Below are 23185 nucleotides of genomic sequence, written 5' to 3' on the forward strand. Positions count from 1 at the left end.
CGTGCCGCCCCGGCGGCCCCGGCCGTTACTTGCCGGTGCCGGCGGCCCCGCCGCCGAGGTTCGGCTCGGGGGCCCGCTGGAGCTCGTGGCTGAGCTCCTCCAGCTCGCTGCCGCCCGCCATCTGGCGGGTGAGCTCGTCCAGGGTGATCTGGGTGCGCAGATGGCTGCCGGTCATCGTGCCGCGCTTGAGCAGGACGAAGCGGTCGCCGACCAGGTAGGCGTGGTGCGGGTTGTGCGTGATCAGGACCACGCCCAGGCCCGCGTCCCGGGCGGCCGCCACGTACTTGAGCACGACGCCGGACTGCTTGACGCCGAGCGCGGCCGTGGGCTCGTCCAGGACCAGGACCTTGGCACCGAAGTAGACGGCGCGGGCGATCGCCACGCACTGGCGCTCGCCGCCCGACAGGGTGCCGATGGGCTGGTCCACGTCGCGCAGGTCGATGCCCATGCGCAGCAGCTCCGAGCGGGTGGTGCGGCGCATCAGGTCGACGTCGAGGCGCTTGAAGGGGCCCGCGCCCTTGGTCGGCTCGGAGCCGAGGAAGAAGTTGCGCCACACCGGCATCAGCGGGACGACCGCGAGGTCCTGGTAGACGGTGGCGATGCCCCGGTCGAGCGCCTCGCGCGGGTTGCTGAGCGAGACGTCCTCGCCCTCGATGCGGAAGGCGCCCGCGTCGTGCCGGTGAAGCCCCGCGATGATCTTGATGAGGGTGGACTTGCCGGCGCCGTTGTCACCCAGCACACAGGTGATCTCGCCGCCGTGCACCTCCAGGGAGACGCCTTCGAGGGCGCGGATGTTGCCGTAGTACTTGCTGACGTCGTCGAGCTCCACGAGGGGGCTCTCGGTGCTCTTGGTCAGGGTCGCGTCCGTCATGCCGTCGCCTCCGCCCGCTTGCGCACCCATGCGTTGAGCAGGGTGGCCAGCAGGAGCATCGCTCCCAGGAAGAACTTGAACCAGTCCGGGTTCCACTCGGCGTAGACGATGCCCTTGCTGGTCATGCCGAAGATGAACGCGCCGACCGCGGAGCCGATCGCGGAGCCGTAGCCGCCGGTGATCAGACAGCCGCCGATGACGGCCGCGATGATGTAGATGAGCTCGTTGCCGACGCCCTCGCCCGACTGGACCACGTCGAACGAGAAAAGAAGGTGCTGGCCGGAGATCCAGGCGGCGAACGCCACCCCCATGTACAGGCCGATCTTGGTCTTGTAGACCGGCACGCCGACCGCGCGGGCCGCGTCGGCCTCCCCGCCGACCGCGAAGATCCAGTTGCCGAAGCGGGTGCGCAGCAGGACCCAGGTGGCGAGCGCGACCAGGCCGAACCACCACAGGATGGTGACCTTGAGGTCGACCGAGCCGATGGACAGCTGGGAGGCGAACACCTTCTTCGCGGAGGCGAAGCCCTCCATGTCGGCGATGGACTTGGTGGAGACCGTGCCGCTGATCAGCTTGGTGAAGCCGAGGTTGAGGCCGGTCAGCATGAGGAAGGTGCCGAGCGTGATGATGAAGCTGGGCAGTTTGGTACGGGTCAGCATGAAGCCGTTGAAGGCGCCGAGGGCGAGCGTGGTCAGCAGCGAGACCCCGACGCCCACCCAGACGTTCGCCGTCATCTGGTAGCTGAACATCGACGACACCAGCGCCGACGTCGTCACCAGCACACCGGCCGACAGGTCGAACTCGCCGCCGATCATCAGCAGCGCCACCGGCACCGCCATGATGCCGATGGTCGACGCCGCGTACAGGACGGTCGAGAGGCTGGAGGCCCGCAGGAAGCTGTCCGCGACGATCGAGAAGAAGACGAAGACGGCGATGGCGCCGACGACCGAGCCGAGCTCCGGGCGGCCGAGCAGCTTGCGCAGCACCGACCGGTGGATCAGCCGCTCGTCCTTCGCGGACGCGGGCGCTGGGGCGGTGGCGGTCATCGGGTCCCCCGCTTCGTGTAGTCCTCCAGCTTGGCGGCCGCGTCCTTGGTGATGATCTGGGGTCCGGTCAGCACGGGCAGCCCGCCGCCGAGCACGTCGCCGTTGTACTTGTAGAGCCAGAGCAGGTCCACGGCCTCGTACCCCTGGAGGTAGGGCTGCTGGTCGACCGCGAAGCCGAGGGTGCCGTCCTTGAGCTCGGCCGCGACCTTGGCGTTCAGGTCGAAGGTGTCGACCTCGGCAGAGCTGCCCGCGGAGTTCTTGGCCTTGACGGCGGTGTCCGCGAACGGCGCGCCGAGGGTGACCACCGCGTCGATGTCCTTGCCCGCCTGGAGCTTGGCCTCGATGGAGGACTGCACGTCGGGCATGTTGGTGCCCGTGACGTAGAGGTTCTGCAGCTCGCCCTTGAAGGCCTTCTTGGTGCCCGCGCAGCGCTGCTCGTGGCCCACGTTGCCCTGCTCGTGCAGGACGCACAGCGCCTTCTTCTTGCCGCGCTTGTTGAGCTCCTCGCCGACGGCCTCGCCCGCGATGGTCTCGTCCTGCCCGATGTGGGTGAGCGCGCCGTACTCCTTCGACTTCTCGGAGCCCGAGTTCACCGTGATCACCGGGATGCCCGCCTTGGCGGCCTTGGCGACGACGTCCTTCATGGCGTCGGGCTTCGCGAGTGTGACGACGATCCCGTCGACCTTCTGGTCGATGGCCGCCTGCACGAACTGCGCCTGCTGCTGGCCCTGGTCGCTGTGCGAGTACAGGAAGTCGATGTTGTCCTTGACGGCGGCCTGCTTGGCGCCGCTCTGGACGATGTCCCAGAAGGTGTCGCCGTCGCCCGAGTGGGTGATCATGGCGATCTTCCAGCGGGGCGTGTTCACCGCCGCCTTGCCCTGCGCCGAGGCGGCCTTGCGCGCGTCCTCGGCGCGCTTGCCCCCGGTACTGCTGCATCCCACCAGGGAAGCTCCGAGCACCGCCGCCAGCACCGCGCCGATCGCGCGTACCCCTGTCCGAACCCTTGCCACGACGCCGTGCTCCTCTTGCTGTACTCCCAGGTGCGTCCGGGACTGGTGCGGACCTGCCCCGGCCGCCCAAGTATGGGTCACGTGAGGTCGGCGGCGGATCATCGGGTACCGCGAGCGGTGTACTTCTCCAGCGCCGGCACGTCCTTCTCGGTGACGATCGCGGGGCCGGTGAGGACCGGCCTGCCGCCGCCGACGACATTGCCGTTGGTCTTGTTGAGCCACAGTTCGTCGACCGCCAGATACCCCTGGAGATAGGGCTGCTGGTCGACCGCGAAGCCGATCTCCTTGGCCTTGAACTGCTTGATCACGGCGGCGTTGAGGTCGAAGGTGTCGACCTCGGCGGAGCTGCCCGCGTCGCCCTTGGCCTTGACCGCGGCGGCCGCGATCGGCGCGCCGAGCGTGACCACCGCGTCGATGTCCTTGCCCGCCTGGAGTTTCGCCTCGATGGAGGACGTGGCGGCGGGCGTGTTGGTCCCGTCGACGTTCAGGTTCTCGACCGAGCCCTTGAAGGTCTTCTTGACTCCGGCGCACCGCTCTTCCAGCGACACGTTGCCCTGCTCGTGGATGACACAGACGGCCTTCTTCCTGCTGTTCGCGTTGAGCTGCTCTCCGACGGCCTCGCCCGCGACGCCCTCGTCCTGCCCGATGTGGCCGAGCGCGCCGAGCTGCTTGGAGTACTGGGCACCGGAGTTGACGGTGACGACCGGGATGCCCGCCGCGACCGCCTTCTTGACGACGTCCTGGACGGCCTGGGGCTTGGCCAGGGTGACCACGATCCCGTCGACCTTCTGATCGATGGCCGCCTGGACCAGCTGCGACTGCTGCTGGCCCTCCTTGTTGGCCGAATAGAGGAAGTCGACGTTGTCCTTGGCGGCGGCCTGTTTCGCGCCGCTCTGCACGATGTCCCAGAAGGTGTCGCCCTCGCCCGAATGGGTGATCATCGCGATCTTCATCCGCGGTGTGGAGACGCCCTTGCCGCCGCCCGAGGCGCCCTCTGTCTTGTCCTCCGAGCTCTTGCCGCCCGAGCTGCTGCATCCGGCGACCGTGAGTGCGAGAGCCGCGACGACCGCCGTCGCCGTGGCCGCGGTGCGGGGTATGCGCATGAGGTCCGCCTTCCGTCCCGGCCGCCCGGTTGCGGCACGTGAGTTCTAGCGGCGGGCGCGCGACCCCGTCAATACTTTGTCCGAACATTCTTACGTGATGTACGAATGGGGTGTACGAGCACGGCGTACGAGCCGCGCCCTCACGGCCGTACGAGCAGCTGGAACTCGAAGGCGTACCGCGACGCCCGGTAGACGTGCGTGCCGAATTCCACGGCCCGCCCGGTGTCGTCGAAGGTGGTGCGCTGCATGGTCAGCAGCGGCGCGCCCTCCGCCTCGGCGAGCAGCTCCGCCTCGGCGGCGGTCGCGGCCCGCGCCCCCACCGACTGCCGGGCGCTGTGCAGCGTGATGCCCGCGCCGCGCATCAGCCGGTACAGGCCGGTGGCCTCCAGATGCGCGGTGTCGAGCGCGAGCAGCCCGGTCGGCAGGTAGTTGCGCAGCTCGGCCATCGGCTCGCCGTGGGCGTACCGCAGCCGCTCCACCAGGTGGACGTCGCCGCCCTCGGGCACGCCGAGCGCCGCCGCCACTTCCGCGGTGGCCGGTTCCACGGTGTTGCGCAGCACCTTGGTGGCGGGTTTCTGCCCGGCCGCCTCCAGGTCGTCGTAGAGGCTGCTCAGCTCCAGGGGGCGCTTGACCTGGCTGTGCACCACCTGGGTACCGACGCCCCGGCGGCGCACCAGGAGGCCCTTGTCGACCAGGGCCTGGATGGCCTGGCGGACGGTGGGGCGGGACAGGCCGAGGCGGCCCGCGAGGTCGATCTCGTTGCCGAGGAGGCTGCCGGGCGTGAGGGTGCCCCGCTCGATGGCCGCCTCCAGTTGCTGGGACAGCTGGAAGTAGAGCGGGACCGGGCTGGTGCGGTCCACGCTGAGCTGGAGCGGCACGGCGGGATCCGGCACGGTTCTGGGCTGCTTGGACACGGGGTGAGCGTAGTGCGCGGGGCATGTTGACGGGAAGTCGTGAAGTCTGATTGTCAGGACAAACTCTTGACAGGACGTTCGGGCACCGCCACCTTTTGGCCATGCGTATCGGACTCATCGGAACGGGACGTATCGGCTCCTTCCACGCGGAGGTGCTGGCCCGCCACCCCTCGGTCACCGAGCTCGTCGTCGCCGACGCCGACCCCGCGCGGGCCGCCGAGGCCGCGGCGAGGACCGGGGCCGCGGCCGCCACGGTCGACGGGCTCTTCGCGGCCGGCCCGGACGCGGTGGTGATCGCCTCGGCGACCGCCGCGCACGCCGGCCTGATCGCCCGCGCGGCCCGCGCCGGGCTCCCCGTCTTCTGCGAGAAGCCGATCGCCCTCGACCTGGCCGGGACGATGGCGGCCCTGGACGAGGTCGAGAGCGCGGGGACGGTCCTGCAGATCGGGTTCATGCGGCGCTTCGACGCCGGGTACGCGGCGGCCCGCGAGCGGGTACGGGCGGGCGGGCTCGGGCGGCTGCACACCGTACGGGCGATCACCTCGGACCCTGCGCCGCCGCCCGCCGCGTATCTGCCGCTCTCCGGCGGCCTCTACCGCGACTGCCTGGTCCACGACGTCGACAGCCTGCGGTGGGTGACCGGCCGCGAGGTCACCGAGGTGTACGCGACCGGCTCGGACGCCGGACCCGCGATGTTCCGCGAGGCGGGCGACGTCTCCACGGCCGCGGCCCTCCTCACCCTCGACGACGGCACCCTCGCCACGGCGACGGCGACCCGGTGCAACGGCGCCGGGTACGACGTACGGATGGAGCTCGCCGGGGACCGCGACCAGCTGGCCGTGGGGCTCGGCGAGCGCACCCCGCTGACCTCGGCCGAGCCGGGGGCGCCCGCGCCCGCCGGGAAGCCCTGGCCCGGCTTCCTGGAGCGGTTCGCCCCCGCCTACCGGGCCGAGCTCGACGCCTTCGTACGGGTCGTGCGGGGCGAGCTGGCGAACCCCTGCGACGGCCGGGAGGCGCTGCACGCGCTGCGCGTCGCGGAGGCGTGCGAGCGCTCGCGGCACGAGCGCCGCCCGGTCGCCGTGGCGGAGTTCACCGAGTGACGCTCACCAGCTGACCGGCAGGCTCTCCGGGCCGCGCACCAGCATCCCCGAACGCCAGGTCAGCGCCGCCGGATGGATGTCGAGCGCCAGGTCGGGACAGCGCTCCAGGAGCGAGCGGACGGCGATCCGCGCCTCCAGGCGGGCCAGCGGCGCGCCCAGGCAGTAGTGGATGCCGTGCCCGAAGGCCACATGGCCGCGGGCGTCGCGTCGGATGTCGAAGCGGGACGGCTCGGCGTACTTGGCCGGGTCGCGGTTGGCGTCGGCCATGGCGACGAGGACGAGCTGGCCGCCGCCGGGGACCGGCGTCCCGCCGATGTCGACCGGCTCGGTGGTGAAGCGGTACGTCGGCGTCTCCACCGGGCCGTCGTAGCGCAGCATCTCTTCCACCGCGTTGTCGATGAGCCCGTCGAAGTCCTCGCGCAGCGCGGCCAGTTGCTCGGGGTTACTGAGCAGCGCGAGGACGCCGTTGGAGATCAGGTTCACGGTGGTCTCGTGGCCCGCGACCAGGAGCAGCCAGGCCATGCCGAGCAGTTCGGGGCCCGACAGCCGGTCGCCGTCCTCGTCGGCGGTGGTGATCAGCGCGCTCATCAGGTCGTCGCCGGGCCGCTCGCGCTTGCTCTCCAGGAGCGCGGTCAGATACTCCGACATGGACTTGGCCGCCGCCATCCGGTCCGCGAGGACGGGCGCGGATATCGAGGTGTTGGACCACTCGCGGAAGCTGTCCTGGTCGAGGGCGGGCACCCCGAGCAGCTCTCCGATGACGGTGATCGGCAGCGGGAAGGAGAGCGCCTCGACGAGGTCGGCCCTGCGGTCCGGCCGCTCCAGCATGGCGTCGAGCAGCGCGTCGGTCATCTCCTGGACGCGCGGGGCGAGGAGCTCGACCCGGCGCGGAGTGAACTCCCGGGTCACCAGCTTGCGCAGCCGGGTGTGGGCGGGGGCGTCGGAGCTGAGCATGGTGGTGCCGGAGGCGACCGGCTTCACCCCGAGGTCAGGGTCGGCGTTGCGCCACTCCTTGGACAGGCGCGGGTCGGCGAGCGCGGCACGGCCCGCCTCGTAGCCGACGACGAGCCAGGCGTCGGCGCCCTCGGGCATCCGGACGCGGTGCACGGGGCCGCGCTCGCGCAGCTCGGCGTAGACGGAGTAGGGGTCGCGGGTGAACCCGTCACCGAGAGCGGCGAGATCGACGACGGCGTCCTCAATGGCTTCGCTGGTCAACGCAGGTCCTTTCAGGGCGTCGTGACGGAGCGGCTCACCCTAACTCTCCAGTAGCTTCGGGGGCTTCTACCCTGGTCACAGCGAGGGGAGGCTCGGTGCTGAAGCGTTGGTGGTTCATGGGGGTGCTGCGTCCGGGCATGCCCGCACAGCGGACGTGGGAACCGTCGAAGGAGGAGCAGCAGCGGGTCCTCGACGAGTGGGAGACGGCGCGCAAGCGCCTGGAGCGGCTGGTGTCGGCCCGGGTGACGGCCGTCGGCGATGTGCTGCGCGCGGCCGAACTCCCGGTCGGGCCGGGCGGTCCGGACGCGCCGAGGCCCGGCGGGGACGCGCGGGACGGGCACGACTACGCGTGGGTGCTCGACGCCTTCCAGGCCGCGGGCAAGCTCCTGGACGAGGCGGCCGACCTGCCGGACCTGGCCGCCGCCGCGGTCCTGGCCGAGCGCGCCCTGGTCCGGTTCGCCGCGCTGCACGCCCGCCGCGCGGGGCAGCCTGCGCCGAGGCCGCCCGAGCGCTGCTACTACAACCCGCTGCACGCGGCGGCCGAGAGCGGCGGGCCGCCCGCGCGCAAACAGCACCGGCAGCGGGCCCGGCGCCGGACCGGCCCGCGCGAGGCGGCGGCGGACCGCCGCCCCGCCTGCCCGTCCTGCCGCAAGGCGATCCTGGCGGGCCAGCAGCCGGACGTGCTGCCCGCGCTGGTCCCGGTGAAGGTGTCCCGGCTGCGCACCGCGCGGATGCTGGTGCCGTACTACTCGGTGCCGCAGCAGTGGTCGCTGTGGTCGGTTTCGGCGTGCGGCGCGTACGGGGACGAGTGGCCGGGCCTGGTACTGCGCGGCGAGCACCGGCGCAGGGCGGCGGCGGCCCGCAAGGCGTGAGCGCCGGGCCTCACCAGCGCACCGGCAGATGGCGCACGCCCCGGATGAGCATCCCCGGCAGCCACTCCAACGGACCCCCGTCCGGGTCGAGTTCGAGGCCGGGGGCGCGCTCCAGGAGCGTACGGATCGCGATGCGCCCTTCCATCCGGGCGAGCGGGGCGCCCAGGCAGTAGTGGATGCCGTGCCCGAAGCCGAGGTGGCTCTGCGGGGTCCGGCGGATGTCGAAGCGGTCCGGGTCGGGGTGGCGGGCGGGGTCGCGCCCGGCGGCGGCGAGGGCGACGAGGACGGCCGCCCCGGCGGGGATGACCGTGCCGCCGCACTCGACGGCCTCCTTCGTGAACCGGTACGTGGCCGTCTCCACCGGGCCGTCGTAGCGCAGCATCTCCTCGATCGCGCCGTCGATCAGCCCGTCGAAGTCGGCGCGCAGCGCGGCCAGTTGCTCGGGGTGGGCGAGCAGCGCCCGTACCCCGTTGGAGATGAGGTTGACGGTGGTCTCGTGGCCCGCGACGAGGAGCAGGAAGGCCATGCCGATGAGCTCGTCGGGGGACAGCTTGTCGCCGTCTTCGTGCCGGGTGCGGATGAGCGCGCTCATCAGGTCGTCGGCGGGGGCGGTGGCGCGCTTGTCCTCGATGAGCTGCACCAGATAGGCGCCCATCTCCAGCATCGCGGTGTTCGTGCCGTCGTTCTGGGTGGGGGCGACGGCCTCGTTGGAGAGTCTGCGGAAGGTCTCCCGGTCCAGGTCCGGCACGCCGAGGAGTTCGCAGATGACGGTGATCGGCAGCGGGAAGGCGAACGAGTCGACCAGGTCGGCCGTGCGGCCGGGGGCGGCCAGCATGGTGTCGAGCAGCCCGTCGGCGATCTCCTGGACGCGCGGGCGCAGCGCCTCGATCCGGCGCGAGGTGAACTCGCGGGCCACCAGTTTGCGCAGCCGGGTGTGCTGCGGCGGGTCCGAGTCCAGCATGTTGGCGCTCACCGCGGTGAAGGCGTCGGGCTCTTCGGAGACCGCCCGCCAGTCCTTGGAGAGCCGGGCGTCGGCGAGCGCGGCCCGCGCCTCGTCGTGTCCGACGATCAGCCACACCTCGTCCACCTCAGAGGTGCGGACGCGGTGCACCGGCCCCTCCGCGCGCAGCTTCGCGTAGTACGGATACGGGTTGGCGGTGAAGTCCCCGTGGTCGCGCAGATCGACGAGCGGCATGCTCGGTTCCCCCTTCGGTTGTTCGATTCAGCGTACGTCGCCGTCCTCGTCGAGGAGTCCGGCGTCGTGGACGAGCAGCGCGATCTGGACACGGTTGTTGAGGCCCAGCTTGGCCAGCACGCGCGAGACGTGGGTCTTCACCGTGGGGACGCTGAGGAACAGGGCGGCGGAGATCTCCGCGTTCGACTGGCCGCGGCCGACGGCGACGGCCACCTCCCGCTCCCGCTCGGCGAGTTGCCCGATCCTCGCCCGGGCCCGGGCCGCCCGGTCGCCGGAGCCCTCCGGTGCGCCCGCGACCTGGTGCATCAGCTGGCGGGTGACGGCCGGGGAGAGCACCGGCTCGCCCGCCGCGACCCGGCGTACGGCGGCGACGATCTCGGCGGGCGCGGTGTCCTTCAGGACGAACCCGGCGGCCCCGGCGCGCAGCGCCCGTACCACCTGCTCGTCGGCGTGGAAGGTGGTCAGGACGATGACCTCGGGGGCGTCGGGGCGGGCGCGCAGGGTCTCGGTGGCGGTGAGCCCGTCGACGTTCGGCATCCGGATGTCCATCAGGACCACGTCCGGGCGCAGCCGGTCGGTCAGCTCCTCGACCTGGGAGCCGTCGGAGGCCTCCCCCACGATCTCCAGGTCGTCGGAGCCGCCGAACATGAAGGTGAGTCCCGCGCGGACGAGGGGGTCGTCGTCGACGACCAGGAGCCGGATGGTCATGAGGGCCACGGTAGCCAGGCGCGGACCTCGAACCCGCCATCGGGCGTGCGCCCGTGCTCCAGGCGGCCGCCCGCGAGCGTGGCGCGCTCGGTCAGCCCGATCAGCCCCTGGCCCGACCCGGGCACCTCCGGTACGTCGCCGACGGGCGCCGGGTTGCGCACCTCGACGGTGAGCCCGTCGCCCGGGCGGCCGTCGACGGTCACGGTGACCTCGGCGCCGGGGGCGTGCTTGCGGGCGTTGGTGAGGGCCTCCTGGGCGATGCGGTAGGCGTTGCGCCCGGTGGCCGCCGGGACGCCGTCCGGATCCCCGATCCGGCTGTCCAGAGTGACCTTCATCCCGGCCTCGCGGGACTCGGCGACCAGCGCGTCCAGGGTGGCGAGCGTCGGCTGGGGGCGGTCCTCGGCGCCCTCGTCGGGGCTGCGCAGCACGCCGATGATCTGGCGCAGGTCCTGGAGGGCCTCGTGGGCGCTGTCGCGGATGACCCCGGCGGCGCGGGCGACCTCGGCCGGGGGCGCGTCGGGGCGGAACTCCAGAGCGCCCGCGTGCACGCTGAGCAGGGTGAGCCGGTGGGCCAGCACGTCGTGCATCTCGCGGGCGATGGCCTCGCGGGCGAGCCGCTGGGCGTTCTCGGCCCGCAGCGCGGCCTCCGCCTCGGCCCGTACGGCCCGCTCGCGCAGCGCCACGACGAGCTGGCGACGGGCGCGCACCAGCATGCCCCAGCCCATGGCGAACAGGACCATCACCGTGCCGATGACGACACTGGCCGCCAGGCCCGTGCTCGGGTCGGGGCGGATCACCGGTTGCAGCACCGAGCCGACCACGGCGGCGGCGCCGACGATCGCGACGGCGGGCTTGAGCGGCCGGTGCACGGCCAGGCCGAAGAGCGCGACGAGCAGCGCCCCGACGGCGACCGGTGCCACGGTGGTGACGACGACCAGCACGGCGGCGAGCCCCACCGGCCACCGCCTGCGCAGCCAGACCGCGCAGCAGGCGAGGGCCCCCACCAGCTGGTCGATCGCCTGAAGGGTCTCGGAGTAGTCGGACGCCTGGTTCATGGCGTCGGCGGCGAGCACGCCGATCAGCGCGGCGCCGAGGAAGGCGCAGGTGTCGACGACCCAGTCCCGTACGGTACGGCGCGGCCCGCGCCCCTCGGACCGGTCGCCCGGCAGCTCGGGGGCGACGACGGCGGACGGCAGCAGCCAGCGGTATTCGGGACCAGCGCGTGTCATGCCACCAACGCTACGCAGGCCATGGGTGGGGTGGTGGGTTCCGGGCGGGGCGCGCTACCAAAGTCGTACGGTGCGAGACTTTCGCCGTGCGGGGCGCTCCGCTGGGAGTGCGGTGTGGTTTGGCCGCGGACCGTGCGTGGCTGGTCGCGCAGTTCCCCGCGCCCCTTAAGGGGCGCGGGGCGCCGCGCAAGGGGGGGTGTCGTCAGCCGCCCAGTTCCTGGTGGCGGGCGTTCAGCCGGGCCGCGCCGTCGCTCGTCAGCGAGCCGAACAGACGCAGGCGGGAGATGCCGCCGTCGGGGAAGATGTCGATGCGCACGTGCGTGGCGACCGCCGGGGCGTCGAGGACGAACCGGTGGTTGGTGTCGGGCTGCAGCCGGGTGCGGGGCAGGATCTCGCGCCACTCGCCGGACTCGCCGTCGCGCACCGAGAGCGCCGCCCAGCCCGCCGAGTTGCCCTTGAGGTAGGCGGTGTCGATCTCGACCGCGCGGATCTCGGACTGCGCCGCCAACTGGTAGCGGATCCAGTCGTTGCCCTTGTCGCGGCGGCGGCGGGTCTCCCAGCCGTCGTCCATCTTGCGGGAGCGGCCCGGCTGGATGGTGTTGGTGGCGGGCGAGTAGAAGCGGTCGGAGGCGTCCTCGACCTGGCCGCCGTTCTCCAGCGCCGCGAGGTCGAAGGTGCCGAGGACCGCGAGCCACTTCGGGTCCGGGGCGACCTCGCCGTACACGCGCAGCCGGGCGATGCCGCCGTCGGGGTGCTGGTTGACGCGCAGGTGCGTGAAGCGCTGCTCGACGTCGACGGCGAACCCGTTGGCCGCGTGGCCGCCGACCGCCGTACGGGGTACCAGGGTCACCCACTTCACGTCGTCGGCGAGCAGGTCCTCGGGCGACGGGGAGCCCGCCACCGAGGTGGCCTCGACGGAGACGGCCTGCGGGTAGTTGCCGCGGAAGTGGGCGGTGTCGACGACGATGCCGCGCACCACGCCGGGGGCGCCCAGGCGCACCAGGGCCCAGTCGTGGTCGTCGGCGGTGGGGTGCGGCTGCGCGGCCGAGACGCCGCGGCGGCGGCGGGTCTCCCAGCCGTCCATGATCTTGCCCTTGTGGCCGAAGTGCTCGGGGTCGAACTCGGCGGCGTCGGGCTTGAGGAGGTTCTCGCGCTCGGCGAAGAACTCGTCGTTGGCGGCGATGACGCCCGCGCCCAGACGCCGGTCGGCGAGGTCCGCGTACTGCGTGAACGGGAAGTCGGCGGTGCGGTAGTCCGCGTACGGGTCGCCGCCGCCGTAGGGGCTGGCGTCACCGGTGAAGGAAGGGATCTCGCTCACGGTTTCAGTTGTTCCTTTCGAGCAGGCGGCCGGTGGGCTCGGTGAGGGTGCCGTTCTCCTGGATGCGCTCGCCGCGCAGCCAGGTCGACTTGACGACACCGTGCAGGGTCTTGCCCGCGTACGCGGTGACGCGGTTGCGGTGCTGGAGTTCCGCCGGGTCGACGGTGAAGGTCGCGTCGGGGGCGAGCACGGCGAAGTCGGCGTCGCGGCCGGCCTCGATGGCACCCTTGCGCTCCAGGCCGACCAGGCCCGCGGTGGCGGAGGACATCCAGCGCACCACGTCCTCCAGGGTATGGCCGCGCCTGCGCGCCTCCGTCCAGACGGCGGAGAGGCTGAGCTGAAGGCCGGAGATACCGCCCCAGGCGGTGGCGAAGTCCTCGGTCTTGAGGTCGGCGGTGGACGGCGAGTGGTCGGTGACGACGCAGTCGATGGTGCCGTCGGCGAGCGCCGCCCACAGCAGGTCCTGGTTGGCGGCCTCGCGGATCGGCGGGCAGCACTTGAACTCGCTCGCGCCGTCCGGGACTTCCTCGGCGGTGAGGGTGAGGTAGTGCGGGCAGGTCTCGACGGTGAGCCGGACGCCCTCGCGCTTGGCGGCGGCGATCACCGGCAGCGCGTCGGACGACGACAGGTGCAGGATGTGCACCCGGGCGCCGACCCGCTTGGCGGCGGCGATCAGGGACTCGATGGCGGTGTTCTCGGAGACGCGCGGGCGGCTGGCCAGGAAGTCGGCGTACTTGGGGCCGGGCGTCTGCGGCGCCGCCGCCAGCTCGTGCGGGTCCTCGGCGTGCACGATCAGCAGCCCGTCGAAGCCCGCGATCTCGGCGAGCGACTGTGCCAGCCGGTCCTGAGTGAGCTCGGGGAACTCCTCGACGCCGGAGGGCGAGAGGAACGCCTTGAAGCCGAAGACACCGGCGTCGTGGAGCGGCCGCAGGTCCTTGACGTTGTCGGGCAGCGCGCCGCCCCAGAAGCCGACGTCCACGTGCGCCTTGGAGCGGGCGACCTCCTGCTTGACGCGGAGGTTCGCGACCGTGGTGGTCGGCGGCAGGGAGTTGAGCGGCATGTCGACGAGGGTGGTGATGCCGCCCGCGGCCGCGGCCCGGGTGGCGGTCCAGAAGCCCTCCCACTCGGTGCGGCCCGGGTCGTTCACGTGCACGTGGCAGTCGACGAGGCCGGGCAGCAGCACGTCGTCGCCGAAGTCCTCCAGGCGCGCCCCGGCGGGCACCTCGGCGTCGTACGGCAGTACGGCGTCGATCACCCCGCCGGCGACGGCGACCGAGGCCGGGCGGGTGCCGTCGGGCGTGATGACGCGCGACGAGCGCAGTACCAGGTTGACGTCGGACACCCGAGCCCCTTCCAGCGAAATTCAACGAACTGTTGAAGGAGTCTTCACGCCGATCAGGGAGCCGTCAAGGGTGTCCCGGGTCCGGTGGCGGCCAACGGCGTGGGTCTTGGAGGTTTCCACAGAATGGAATTAGACTTTCACTTCCCAGAATGTAGCTATCGCCACGGGGTGCCCCACCGGAACGGACAAACCCGCTCTGACCGGCAAGGACTCCCTACGTACGCACTGTACGGCGAAGAACACACAGGTAGGCTGCTGCCTCGCCTGCCAGCTGAAAGGACCGCGCCGTGCCGACGTCCAGCGCCAGCACCACCGACGCCTCCAAGCCATCCGCCGCAAGCGGTGGTGTCCAGTCCCTCGAGCGCGCCTTCGACCTTCTGGAGCGGATGGCCGACGCCGGGGGCGAGGTCGGCCTCAGCGAGCTCTCCGCCAGCAGCGGCCTGCCCCTGCCGACCATCCACCGCCTGATGCGCACGCTGGTGGCCTGCGGTTACGTACGCCAGCAGGCCAACCGGCGGTACGCGCTGGGCCCGCGCCTGATCCGCCTCGGCGAGTCCGCGTCGCGGCTGCTCGGCACCTGGGCGCGGCCGTATCTGGCCCGCCTGGTCGAGGAGACCGGCGAGACGGCGAACATGGCGCTGCTGGACGGCGACGAGATCGTGTACGTCGCCCAGGTCCCCTCCAAGCACTCCATGCGGATGTTCACCGAGGTGGGCCGACGGGTGCTGCCGCACTCCACGGGCGTGGGCAAGGCGCTCCTCGCGCACACCCCGCCGGAGGAGGTCCGGGCGCTGCTCGCCCGCACCGGCATGCCCGCCGCGACCGAGAAGACGATCACCACGCCGGAGGGCTTCCTCGACGCGCTGGAGCAGGTGCGGCACGCGGGGTACGCGGTCGACGACAACGAGCAGGAAATAGGAGTCCGCTGCCTCGCGGTGTCGGTACCGAACTCCCCCACGGCCGCGGCCATCTCCATCTCGGGTCCGGCGGGCCGCGTGACGGAGGCGGCCACGGAGAAGATCGTCCCGATCCTGCAGGGCATCGCGGAGGAACTGTCCGTCGCGCTGGCCAACACGGGCCAGGGCTGAGCGCTTCGGGTGCGGGCCGGTGGGGGCTGGTCGCGCAGTTCCCCGCGCCCCTAAGTGCGCCCCTCCGGGGCGCCCAGGGGATTGCCGCGCAGCGGCATCTTCAGGGGCGCGGGGAACTGCGCGACCAGCCACAGACGACCGTCAGCCGACCGCGCGCCCCACACCCAGCCTCCCGTCCGCCATCTCCACCACGTGATCCACCCGCGAAAGGTGGGCCACGTCATGGGTGACCAGCACCGTGGCCGTGCCCCGCTCCCGGGTGAGCCGGACCAGAAGGTCCAGCACCGACGCCCCCCGCACAAAATCAAGCGCACTCGTCGGCTCGTCCACCAGCAGCACCGACGGCGAGTTCATCAGCGCCCGTGCGATGTTGACCCGCTGCCGCTGCCCCCCGGACAGCTGGTGCGGGCGCCGGTCCGCCCGGTCGGCGAGCCCGACCGCGTCCAGCAGGTCGAGGGCCCGCGCCCGGGCCGCCCCGGGCCCCCGGCCCGCCAGATGCGCCATCACCTGGAGCTGCTCCGCCGCCGTCAGCGACGGCAGCAGGTTCGGCTGCTGGAAGACGATCCCCACGCGCTCCCGCCGCAGCACCGCCCGCTCGGCCGCGCTCAGCGACCCCGTCTCGGCCCCGGCGAGCACCACCCGCCCCCGGTCGGGCGCGATCAGCGTCGCCGCCACCGCGAGCAGGCTGGACTTGCCCGAGCCGGACGGCCCGACGCACGCCGTCAGGGTGCCGGGCGGCACGGCCAGGGACACCTCGTCGAGCGCGGTCAGCCGCCCGTCCCCGTCCGGGTACGTCAGCGTCACACGGTCCAGCAGCAGCGGCGCGGTCATCGGGCACTCCCCAGCGCGGTCAGCGGGTCGACGGCGGTGATCCGCCGGATGGACAGGGCGGCGCCGAGCACGCCGAGGACGATCAGGACGAGCGCGGGGATCACCGTGGTCCGTACGTCGAGGACGAACGGCACCGCGCCCTCCACCAGCCCGCCGACCGCCGCCGCGAGCCCCGTCCCCGCCGCCGTCCCCGCGCACAGCATCAGCACGGCCTGCCCCAGCGCGTCCCTCAGGAGGTAGGGCGTGGACGCGCCGAGCGCCTTGAGGACCGCGATGTCCCCGCTGCGCTGGATCGTCCACACGGTGAAGAACGCGCCCACGACCAGCGCCGAGATGACGAAGAGGAAGCCGCGCATCAGCTGGAGCGAGCCGTTCTCGGCCCGGTAGGACGGCAGCGCCGAGAGCGCGCCGTCCGGGGTGCGGGTCGTGGTGCCCAGGGCCCGGTCCGCCGCCGCGAGGTCCACGCCGTCGCCGAGGGTCAGGGCCACCACCGTGGCCGGGGCCCCGGGCGCGAGCGCCGTCCAGACGACCGGGGTGTGGCTGTACGAGTCCTCGCCGCGCACCGCCGAGACCGTCAGGGCCCGGCCGTCGACGACGACCGCTTCCCCGACCGCCGCCCGCAGCCTGTCCGCCGCGCCCCGCGAAAGGACCACGGCCCCCTCCCGTACCGGAGCCGGAACCGAGCCGGGGCGGACGGCGAACACCGACACCGCCTCCGTCCGCTCCCCCGCCTTCGCGTTCACCGTGGAGATCGCGATCGGCTCGGCGCCGCGCACCCCGGGCGTCCGGCCCCACCCCTCCCAGACGGACGGGCGCAGCACCGAGCTGGTGAACGACACCGCCCGGCCGCCGGGCGGCGCCGCGAAGGCGAGCCGGTCGGCGGGCAGCCCCACCACGGCCGAGGTGTTGTCCCGGGCGAGCCCGGCGGTCAGCCCGGACAACAGGCCGACGAGCAGGGTGATGAGCACCACCACCGTGCCCATCAGCGCGAACCGGCCCTTGGCGAACCGGAGGTCTCTCCATGCGACGAACATGGCTCCAGCCTTCCGGCCCGGGCCCGCCGGGACATCGCGCCACAGCACACATCGACCGGATCGAAGGACGGACGCGCACATCAAACTTTCGGTTGACCGGGCCGGGGCCGGGCCCGCTTACGCTGGAAGGCCTATGGACTCCCGCCCCCACACCCCGGTCGCCCGGCTGCTGCGCCTGTGTCTGCACGCGCTGCTCGCCGGGCTGCTCGCGCTCGTCGCGGCCCGGGCGGTGGGCGACGCGGCGGTCCTGGCGGCGGCGGGCGCGATGGCGGCGGTGTACGCGGCGGGGGTGCTAGGGCCTGTCCAGCGGATCTGGTCGGCACGCGGGGGTCTGGCACGCCCATCTGCCGCGTTGTCGTCAATCGCCGACGCTCCGCGTCGACTCGATCCTCCGCCTTGCAGCTGGACGCACCGGACCCCCGCTCACCAGCACCGAGAAGCGCTTCCCGGGCCGAGGCCGACCAGATCCGCCGGACAGGCCCTAACACCCGCCGTGCGGCCCCGCACCCGCGCGGGCGCCGCCTGGCTCGGGGCGCTCTGCGCCGTCTGGCTGGTGCTGCTCGCCCTGTCGCCGGACGCCCTGTGGGTGGCCTTCCCCCTCTACTTCCTCCAGCTGCACCTGCTGCCGCAGCGCTGGGGCCTGCCCGCCGTGGCGGCGACGGCGGGCGCGGCCATCGCGAGCTTCCTGCTCCACGGCGAGCAGGTCACGCCCGGCACGTTCATCGGGCCGCTGCTCGGCGCGGCCGTGGCGGTGGCGACCGTGTTCGGCTACGACGCGCTGTACCGGGAGAGCGAGCGGCGGCGCGAGCTGATCGAGGAGCTGGTGTCGACCCGCGCCGAGCTCGCCGAGGCGGAGCGCGCGGCGGGCACGCTGGCCGAGCGCGAACGCCTGGCCCGGGAGATCCACGACACGCTGGCGCAGGGCCTGTCCTCCATCCAGCTCCTGCTGCGGGCCGCCGAGCGCGCGCTCGCGCCGGACGACCCGGCCCGTACCCACGTCGAGCAGGCCCGCGCGGCCGCCCAGGACAACCTGGCGGAGGCCCGCCGGTTCGTCCGGGCGCTGACCCCGCCCGGTCTGGAGCGGGCCTCGCTGCCCGGCGCCCTGGAGCGGCTGTGCGCCTCGACGCCCGGTCCCGCCGTGCAGTTCGGGGTGAGCGGCACCCCGGTCGAGCTGCCCACGCCGTACGAGGTCGCGCTGCTGCGGATCGCCCAGTCGGCACTCGCCAACACGGTCCAGCACGCGGCGGCCGGGCGCGCGGAGATCACGCTGAGCTTCATGGACACCTCGGTGGCACTGGATGTCGTCGACGACGGCAAGGGCTTCGACCCGGGCCGCGAGCGCCCGTCCGGAACCGGCGGCTTCGGGCTCCCGGCGATGCGGTCGCGGGCCCGTTCGCTCGGCGGCACCCTGAGCGTCGAGTCGGCGCCGGGCCAGGGCACGGCGGTCGCGATCACCCTGCCGCTGCCGGTACGGGAAGCGGGGGCGCGGTGACCACCGGACCGATCAGGCTGCTGCTCGCCGACGACCACCCGATCGTACGGGCGGGGCTGCGGGCCGTCCTGGACACCGAGCCGGACTTCACGGTGGCCGGGGAAGCCGCGACCGCCGAGCGGGCGGTGGAGCTGGCGGCCTCGGGCGGCTTCGACGTGGTGCTGATGGACCTTCAGTTCGGCGCCGGGATGCACGGCTCGGCCGCCACCGCCGCGATCACCGCGCGGCCGGGCGCGCCCCGGGTGCTCGTCCTCACCACGTACGACACGGACGCCGACATCCTGGCGGCCGTGGAGGCGGGCGCGGCCGGGTATCTGCTGAAGGACGCGCCGCCGGAGGAGCTGGCGGCGGCCGTGCGCACGGCCGCGGCCGGGCAGTCGGCGCTCGCCCCGGCGGTGGCGCACCGGCTGATGGACCGGATGCGCACCCCGGCCGAGGCCCTCACCCGCCGGGAGCTCGAAGTGCTGCAACTGGTCGGCGACGGGCTCTCCAACCTCCAGATCAGCAAACGGCTCTTCCTGAGCCAGGCGACCGTCAAGTCCCATCTCGTGCATATTTACGCAAAGCTGGGAGTGGAGTCGCGCACGGCGGCGGTCGCGGCGGCCGGCGCGCGCCGGCTGATCCGGCAGCCGGGCTGATTTCCGCTACGCCCACGCGTCACGGGCGCACCGGACGGGCATGCATGCGGCATGTGTCCGGCCTGACCCGCGCGGAGGCCCCGTATGCCACAGACAGCCCGCCAGTACTGGTGGAATCTGCAAGGACGCACCAGACTCAACTTCAACTGGGGCATCATCAACCACGACTCGACGGTGATCGTCACCGCGTCCGAGTACAGCGTGGACAACAACGATCCCCGGCACAGCCCCCGGTTCGTCGGCGCCGCCACGATCACGGTGGAGAACATCAGCCCGCACTCGCCGCCCTACGACCCCAACCACGGCGTCACGTTCACGGTCAACGTGGAGTGGGGCGCGCCGCTGCACATCGTCACCGACATCACGGTCCTGGACGGCCCGCCGGTCGCCATCGAGTACCAGAACGGCTGAGGGGGGCCGATGCCGCGTACCGCACGCCAGTACTGGGCCGGCCTCCAGGGCCGTACCGCGCTGAACTTCAACTGGGGCATCATCGACCACGACTCGACGGTCGTGGTCACGGTCTCCGAGTACAGCGTCGACCCCAACGACCTCAAGCACAGCCCCCGGTTCGTGGGCGCGGCGCCGGTGCGGGTCAGCAACATCAGCCCGCACTCCCCGCCGTACGACCCCAACCACGGGGTGACCTTCGTGGTCACCGTCGACTGGGGCGCGCCGCTGCACATCGTCACCGACATCACGGTCCTGGACGACAAGCCGGTCTACCGGCTGTGGGACGGCGGCCGCCTCGCCTTCGCGATGCAGGCGCAGCAGCAGACCAACTGGTGCTGGGCGGCCGTGTCGACCAGCATCGCGCTCTTCTACAACGCGGGCAGCACCTGGACCCAGTGCGCGGTGGCCAACTCGCAGACGGGGCGCACCGACTGCTGCGGCGGCGGAGCGAGCGGGGCGGGCTGCAACTCGCAGCAGCCGCTGGACAATCCGCTCAGGATCGTCGGCCACCTCGACCGGATGGTCTCCAACCGGGTGGACTTCGCGGCCGTCGAGGGCGAGATCAAGGCGGGCCGTCCGCTGTGCATCCGGGTCGGCTGGTCGACCGGCGGCGGGCACTTCTTCACCGCGATGGGCGTGGACGCGCCGCTGAGCGGCTCGGACGCGATCGTGGCCGTCGACGACCCGATCTACGGCCGGTCCGACCAGGTGTACAACACGCTCGCGACCAACTACCAGGGCAGTGGAACCTGGACCCACAGCTACTACACCCGGGCATAGGGACGGACCATGGCGCTTCAAGTACCGCAGCCACCCCAGGAGTCGCGCTCGGCCGCCGAGGCCGGGGTCGAGCTCCTCGCGGGCCTCGGCCGGGTCCGCACCGCGACGCTGCTGCCCGCCGCGGCCGACGAGCTCCGGCTCGCGCATCCGCTCCAGATGTACGTGATCGGCCTCGGCGATCTGCCGGGCGGCCTGGACCGGGCCCGGCCGGTCGCCTGGCGCTATCTCGTCCAGCACGACTCGGGGCCGGTGGCGCTCGCCGAGACGGTACGGGACGAGGCGGGCGGCCATGTCTTCAGCCAGCTCAACTACGGGCCGTTCGTGGCCGGGACGGCGGCCGCGCTGGCGGCCGCCGGGCGTGAGCCGGGCGACGCGGAGGTGCGGCTGCTGCACCTGCCGGCCGTCCATCTGATCGCCGTCTGGCTGCACTCGCCCGCCTCGGACACCCTGGTCCCGGCGGCCCCGGCCCCGCCGGGCGTCGAGGCGGACCGCTCGTATCCGGTGGCGGAGCTGTTCGCGCTGCTCGCCGAGAACGCCCCGCAGGACGTGCTGCCGCCCGAGGCGGAGGACGACCGGGGCGGGGGCTGACGCCCTTCGGGACACCGCCCGTGAGCCCCCGGCCGCCGGGGGCTCACACCCGCAGCGCGAAGTCCTGCGCCGTCGCCCGGCGCAGCTCCCGGGCCGCACCCCTGGGGGCACGCGGCGCCGGTACGGTCAGCAGCGGGCACTCCGCGTGCCGCAGCACGTACCGGCGCGCCCGGGCCCGCCAGGCGCCCGTGCGCGCGCCCACCACCAGCAGGTCGTCCGGGCGGTGCGCGACCGTGCACAGCGCGGGCCCCGGCCGCCCGCGCACCGCCGCCTTACGGACCTCGACGCCGGGCGGCAGCCCGCCGAACGCGTCCGCGAAGGCCTCGTCGAGGCGCTGCCGGGCGTCCCGCTCCCAGTGCGCCGCCCACGCCGGGTCGGGGTGGCGCAGATACAGGTACTCGCCCTCGGGCGGCTCCCACGCGATCACCGCGACCAGTCTGCGGCCGCTGCGCCGCGCCTCCTGGGCGGCCGCGCGCAGGGCGGCCAGGCTGCCGAGCGACCCGCTGACGCCCACGACCACCCGCCCCGGGCCCGGCCCGCCGTGCCGCCCGTTCACTTGTCCCGCCCCTTCCACGGCCGAAGGGCCCACAGCCGGCCGAGGGAGAGGGGCCTTTGCCCCTCCTCGCGGCGCCGCTGCATCTCCCGCTCGAACCGGTCCGTCACCGTGCCCGTGACCGTCGCCTCGCCCTGCATGGTTCTCGCCCTTTCCGGCCGTTCCAGACCAATGCGCTGACACCTCCGGAGTCTGTAGGGTGATTGGCCTGGACAGCAGGGCCAATCTAAGGGAGTTGGTATGGCGGGGATGGGATCGGTCCACTCCTTGGGCGGGGTGGCCGACAGCAGCCGGACCCTGGGCAGCCGTCAGCTGGCCACCCTGGTCGCCGCCACCGCCGGGGAGCGCCCCGGCTACCGCGCGCTCGCCCAGGGCGTCCGAACGCTCCTGCTGGACGGGCGCATTCCGCTGCACACGAGGCTGCCCGCCGAGCGGGAGCTGGCCGGGGCGCTCGCGGTGAGCCGGGCCACCGTGACCGCCGCGTACGACCTGCTGCGCGAGGGCGGGTACGCGGTGAGCCGCCGGGGCGCGGGCACCTGGACCGAGCTGCCGGCCGGCCGGCGCCCGGCCAATGTGGCCAGCTTCCCGGACGGCGCGGACACCATCGACCTGGCGATGGCGGCGCCCGCCGCGCCGGAGGCCGAGTACGCCGAGGCGCTGGCGCTCGCCGGGGCGCGGCTGCCCGGCCATCTGCGCACCCCCGGCTACCACCCGCTCGGCCTGCCCGAGCTGCGCGCGGCCGTCGCCGAGCGGTACACCCGGCGGGGGCTGCCGACGCTCCCCGACCAGATCCTGGTCACCACCGGCGCCCAGCAGGCCCTCTCCCTGGTGATGGGGCTGCTCGGACGCCCCGGCGACCGCGTCCTGGTCGAGAGCCCCTCGTACGCCAACGGCCTGGACGCGATCCGGTACGCCGGGCTGCGCATGACGCCCGTGCCGGTGACGGACGAGGGCTGGGACGGCGAGCTGATGGAGTGCGCGCTGCGGCAGACCGCGCCCCGGCTCGCGTATCTGATCCCGGACTTCCACAATCCGACCGGCGCCCTGATGGAGGCCGAGCAGCGCGCCCGGCTGCTGCGCTCCGCGCGCGCCACCGGGACGTGGCTGCTGGTCGACGAGACGATGGCGGAGATGGCGCTGGACGTCCCGGCGCCCGCCCCGCTCGCCTCATTGGCGCGCCACGGCGAGGGGGAGCAGGTCGTGACGGTCGGCTCGCTGAGCAAGACGCACTGGGGCGGACTGCGGATCGGCTGGGTGCGGGCGAGTTCGCGGCTGATCACCGAACTGGCGGCGACCCGGATCCACCGGGACATGGCGTCCTCGGTCCTGGACCAGCTGGTGGCGATCGAGCTGCTGCCCGGCATGGACGAGGTGCTGGTGTCACGGCTGGCCCAGATGCGCGAGCGCCGTGCGGCGCTGGCGGACGCCCTGACCCGCCACCTTCCCGAGTGGCGCTGGCAGTTGCCTCCGGGCGGCCTGACGCTCTGGGTGGACCTGGGCCGTCCGATCGCGGGCGCGCTGTGCGAGGCTGCGCTGGCCCATGGAGTGCGCCTTCAGGGCGGGGCCCGCTTCGCGGCGGACCCCGGCACGCACGAGCACCGTCTGCGGATCCCGTACTGCATGCCGCCGGACGTGACCCGGGAGGCGGTACGCCGCCTCGCCGCCACGCTGGCGGCAGGCCTGCCGACAACCCTGGGCGAGCCCCTCCGCCCCCACTGGGTGGCGTAGCCGGGCCGTCCCCCTGCGGGTGGTGTGTGGCTGGTCGCGCAGTTCCCCGCGCCCCTTATCGGGCCGGTGTTCGTCTG

Annotated in this window: 24 protein-coding genes; 9 read left to right on the forward strand and 15 right to left on the reverse strand. The window is 73.1% G+C overall.

Translation table 11 applies throughout. From position 1 onward, the window contains the following. Positions 1-25: 25 nt before the first annotated feature. The 5 genes from QIY60_RS01830 to QIY60_RS01850 form a co-directional block, all read right to left on the reverse strand. Entirely contained in the window at positions 26-871 is an 846-nt protein-coding gene (locus QIY60_RS01830; protein WP_283140784.1) for an ATP-binding cassette domain-containing protein, read from the reverse strand. Further along, positions 868-1917, reverse strand: coding sequence for an ABC transporter permease (locus QIY60_RS01835; RefSeq protein ID WP_283140785.1), 1050 nt, complete (start codon positions 1915-1917; stop codon positions 868-870). Before QIY60_RS01835 ends, QIY60_RS01830 begins: the two co-directional genes overlap by 4 nt. Next, a complete protein-coding gene (locus tag QIY60_RS01840) occupies positions 1914-2897 on the reverse strand; it encodes a sugar ABC transporter substrate-binding protein (protein WP_283145790.1) in 984 nt (327 codons plus the stop codon). The genes QIY60_RS01835 and QIY60_RS01840 overlap by 4 nt, the downstream gene beginning before the upstream one ends. 128 nt (positions 2898-3025) lie before the next feature. After that, positions 3026-4030 carry a sugar ABC transporter substrate-binding protein gene (locus tag QIY60_RS01845; protein ID WP_283140786.1) on the reverse strand — a complete coding sequence of 335 codons (1005 nt, stop codon included), beginning with the start codon at positions 4028-4030 and terminating at the stop codon, positions 3026-3028. Between the two features lie 140 nt (positions 4031-4170). Then, positions 4171-4890, reverse strand: a complete 720-nt coding sequence (locus QIY60_RS01850; RefSeq protein WP_283145791.1) for a GntR family transcriptional regulator — start codon at positions 4888-4890, stop codon at positions 4171-4173. A 155-nt stretch (positions 4891-5045) separates the two neighbouring features. On the opposite strand from QIY60_RS01850, the gene QIY60_RS01855 reads away from it, so the two are divergent. Continuing rightward, positions 5046-6044, forward strand: coding sequence for a Gfo/Idh/MocA family oxidoreductase (locus tag QIY60_RS01855; RefSeq protein WP_283140787.1), 999 nt, complete (start codon positions 5046-5048; stop codon positions 6042-6044). Positions 6045-6047: 3 nt separating this feature from the next. Here QIY60_RS01855 and QIY60_RS01860 read toward each other — a convergent pair whose 3' ends face one another. Continuing rightward, positions 6048-7259, reverse strand: a complete 1212-nt coding sequence (locus QIY60_RS01860; protein WP_283140788.1) for a cytochrome P450 — start codon at positions 7257-7259, stop codon at positions 6048-6050. A gap of 95 nt (positions 7260-7354) precedes the next feature. Here QIY60_RS01860 and QIY60_RS01865 point away from each other — a divergent pair, with 95 nt between their 5' ends. Continuing rightward, complete coding sequence (locus tag QIY60_RS01865; RefSeq protein WP_283140789.1) at positions 7355-8131, forward strand: hypothetical protein; 777 nt, start codon at positions 7355-7357, stop codon at positions 8129-8131. A 10-nt stretch (positions 8132-8141) separates the two neighbouring features. On the opposite strand, the gene QIY60_RS01870 is transcribed toward QIY60_RS01865, so the two are convergent. The 5 genes from QIY60_RS01870 to allB all read right to left on the reverse strand — a co-directional run bounded on the left by QIY60_RS01870 (position 8142) and on the right by allB (position 13923). After that, complete coding sequence (locus QIY60_RS01870; RefSeq protein WP_283140790.1) at positions 8142-9326, reverse strand: cytochrome P450; 1185 nt, start codon at positions 9324-9326, stop codon at positions 8142-8144. A 27-nt stretch (positions 9327-9353) separates the two neighbouring features. Beyond that, entirely contained in the window at positions 9354-10034 is a 681-nt protein-coding gene (locus QIY60_RS01875) for a response regulator transcription factor (RefSeq protein WP_283140791.1), read from the reverse strand. Continuing rightward, the gene (locus tag QIY60_RS01880) at positions 10031-11263 is read right to left on the reverse strand and encodes a histidine kinase (protein ID WP_283140792.1); all 1233 of its coding nucleotides are present in this window, start codon (positions 11261-11263) and stop codon (positions 10031-10033) included. Before QIY60_RS01880 ends, QIY60_RS01875 begins: the two co-directional genes overlap by 4 nt. A 202-nt stretch (positions 11264-11465) precedes the next feature. Beyond that, positions 11466-12581 carry an allantoicase gene (alc, locus tag QIY60_RS01885; protein WP_283140793.1) on the reverse strand — a complete coding sequence of 372 codons (1116 nt, stop codon included), beginning with the start codon at positions 12579-12581 and terminating at the stop codon, positions 11466-11468. 4 nt (positions 12582-12585) lie between these two features. Then, positions 12586-13923, reverse strand: coding sequence for an allantoinase AllB (allB, locus tag QIY60_RS01890; RefSeq protein WP_283140794.1), 1338 nt, complete (start codon positions 13921-13923; stop codon positions 12586-12588). Between the two features lie 287 nt (positions 13924-14210). On the opposite strand from allB, the gene QIY60_RS01895 reads away from it, so the two are divergent. After that, positions 14211-15011, forward strand: coding sequence for an IclR family transcriptional regulator (locus QIY60_RS01895; protein ID WP_283140795.1), 801 nt, complete (start codon positions 14211-14213; stop codon positions 15009-15011). Between the two features lie 141 nt (positions 15012-15152). On the opposite strand, the gene QIY60_RS01900 is transcribed toward QIY60_RS01895, so the two are convergent. Then, complete coding sequence (locus QIY60_RS01900) at positions 15153-15842, reverse strand: ABC transporter ATP-binding protein (RefSeq protein WP_283140796.1); 690 nt, start codon at positions 15840-15842, stop codon at positions 15153-15155. Beyond that, entirely contained in the window at positions 15839-16876 is a 1038-nt protein-coding gene (locus QIY60_RS01905; protein WP_283140797.1) for an ABC transporter permease, read from the reverse strand. Before QIY60_RS01905 ends, QIY60_RS01900 begins: the two co-directional genes overlap by 4 nt. Positions 16877-17009: 133 nt before the next feature. Here QIY60_RS01905 and QIY60_RS01910 point away from each other — a divergent pair, with 133 nt between their 5' ends. From QIY60_RS01910 to QIY60_RS01930, 5 genes are all read left to right on the forward strand, one after another. Next, a complete protein-coding gene (locus tag QIY60_RS01910) occupies positions 17010-18368 on the forward strand; it encodes a sensor histidine kinase (RefSeq protein ID WP_283140798.1) in 1359 nt (452 codons plus the stop codon). Beyond that, entirely contained in the window at positions 18365-19006 is a 642-nt protein-coding gene (locus QIY60_RS01915; protein WP_283140799.1) for a response regulator transcription factor, read from the forward strand. The genes QIY60_RS01910 and QIY60_RS01915 overlap by 4 nt, the downstream gene beginning before the upstream one ends. An 84-nt stretch (positions 19007-19090) precedes the next feature. Continuing rightward, positions 19091-19417 carry a hypothetical protein gene (locus QIY60_RS01920; protein WP_101390813.1) on the forward strand — a complete coding sequence of 109 codons (327 nt, stop codon included), beginning with the start codon at positions 19091-19093 and terminating at the stop codon, positions 19415-19417. 9 nt (positions 19418-19426) lie between these two features. Then, the gene (locus QIY60_RS01925; RefSeq protein ID WP_283140800.1) at positions 19427-20239 is read left to right on the forward strand and encodes a papain-like cysteine protease family protein; all 813 of its coding nucleotides are present in this window, start codon (positions 19427-19429) and stop codon (positions 20237-20239) included. Between the two features lie 9 nt (positions 20240-20248). Continuing rightward, on the forward strand, positions 20249-20827 hold the full coding sequence (locus QIY60_RS01930; protein ID WP_283140801.1) for a hypothetical protein: 579 nt from the start codon (positions 20249-20251) through the stop codon (positions 20825-20827). A 43-nt stretch (positions 20828-20870) separates the two neighbouring features. Here the strand turns inward: QIY60_RS01930 and QIY60_RS01935 are convergent, their stop codons facing one another. Both QIY60_RS01935 and QIY60_RS01940 read right to left on the reverse strand, forming a co-directional pair. Beyond that, positions 20871-21383 carry a universal stress protein gene (locus tag QIY60_RS01935; protein WP_283140802.1) on the reverse strand — a complete coding sequence of 171 codons (513 nt, stop codon included), beginning with the start codon at positions 21381-21383 and terminating at the stop codon, positions 20871-20873. Further along, a complete protein-coding gene (locus tag QIY60_RS01940; RefSeq protein WP_283140803.1) occupies positions 21380-21520 on the reverse strand; it encodes a hypothetical protein in 141 nt (46 codons plus the stop codon). The genes QIY60_RS01935 and QIY60_RS01940 overlap by 4 nt, the downstream gene beginning before the upstream one ends. A gap of 100 nt (positions 21521-21620) precedes the next feature. Between QIY60_RS01940 and QIY60_RS01945 the strand changes: the two genes are divergently transcribed. Further along, positions 21621-23108 (forward strand): PLP-dependent aminotransferase family protein, encoded by a 1488-nt coding sequence (locus QIY60_RS01945; protein WP_283140804.1) that lies wholly within the window; start codon positions 21621-21623, stop codon positions 23106-23108. Positions 23109-23185: the final 77 nt, after the last annotated feature.

The organism is Streptomyces sp. BPTC-684 (assembly GCF_030028635.1).
GTDB lineage: Bacteria > Actinomycetota > Actinomycetes > Streptomycetales > Streptomycetaceae > Streptomyces > Streptomyces noboritoensis.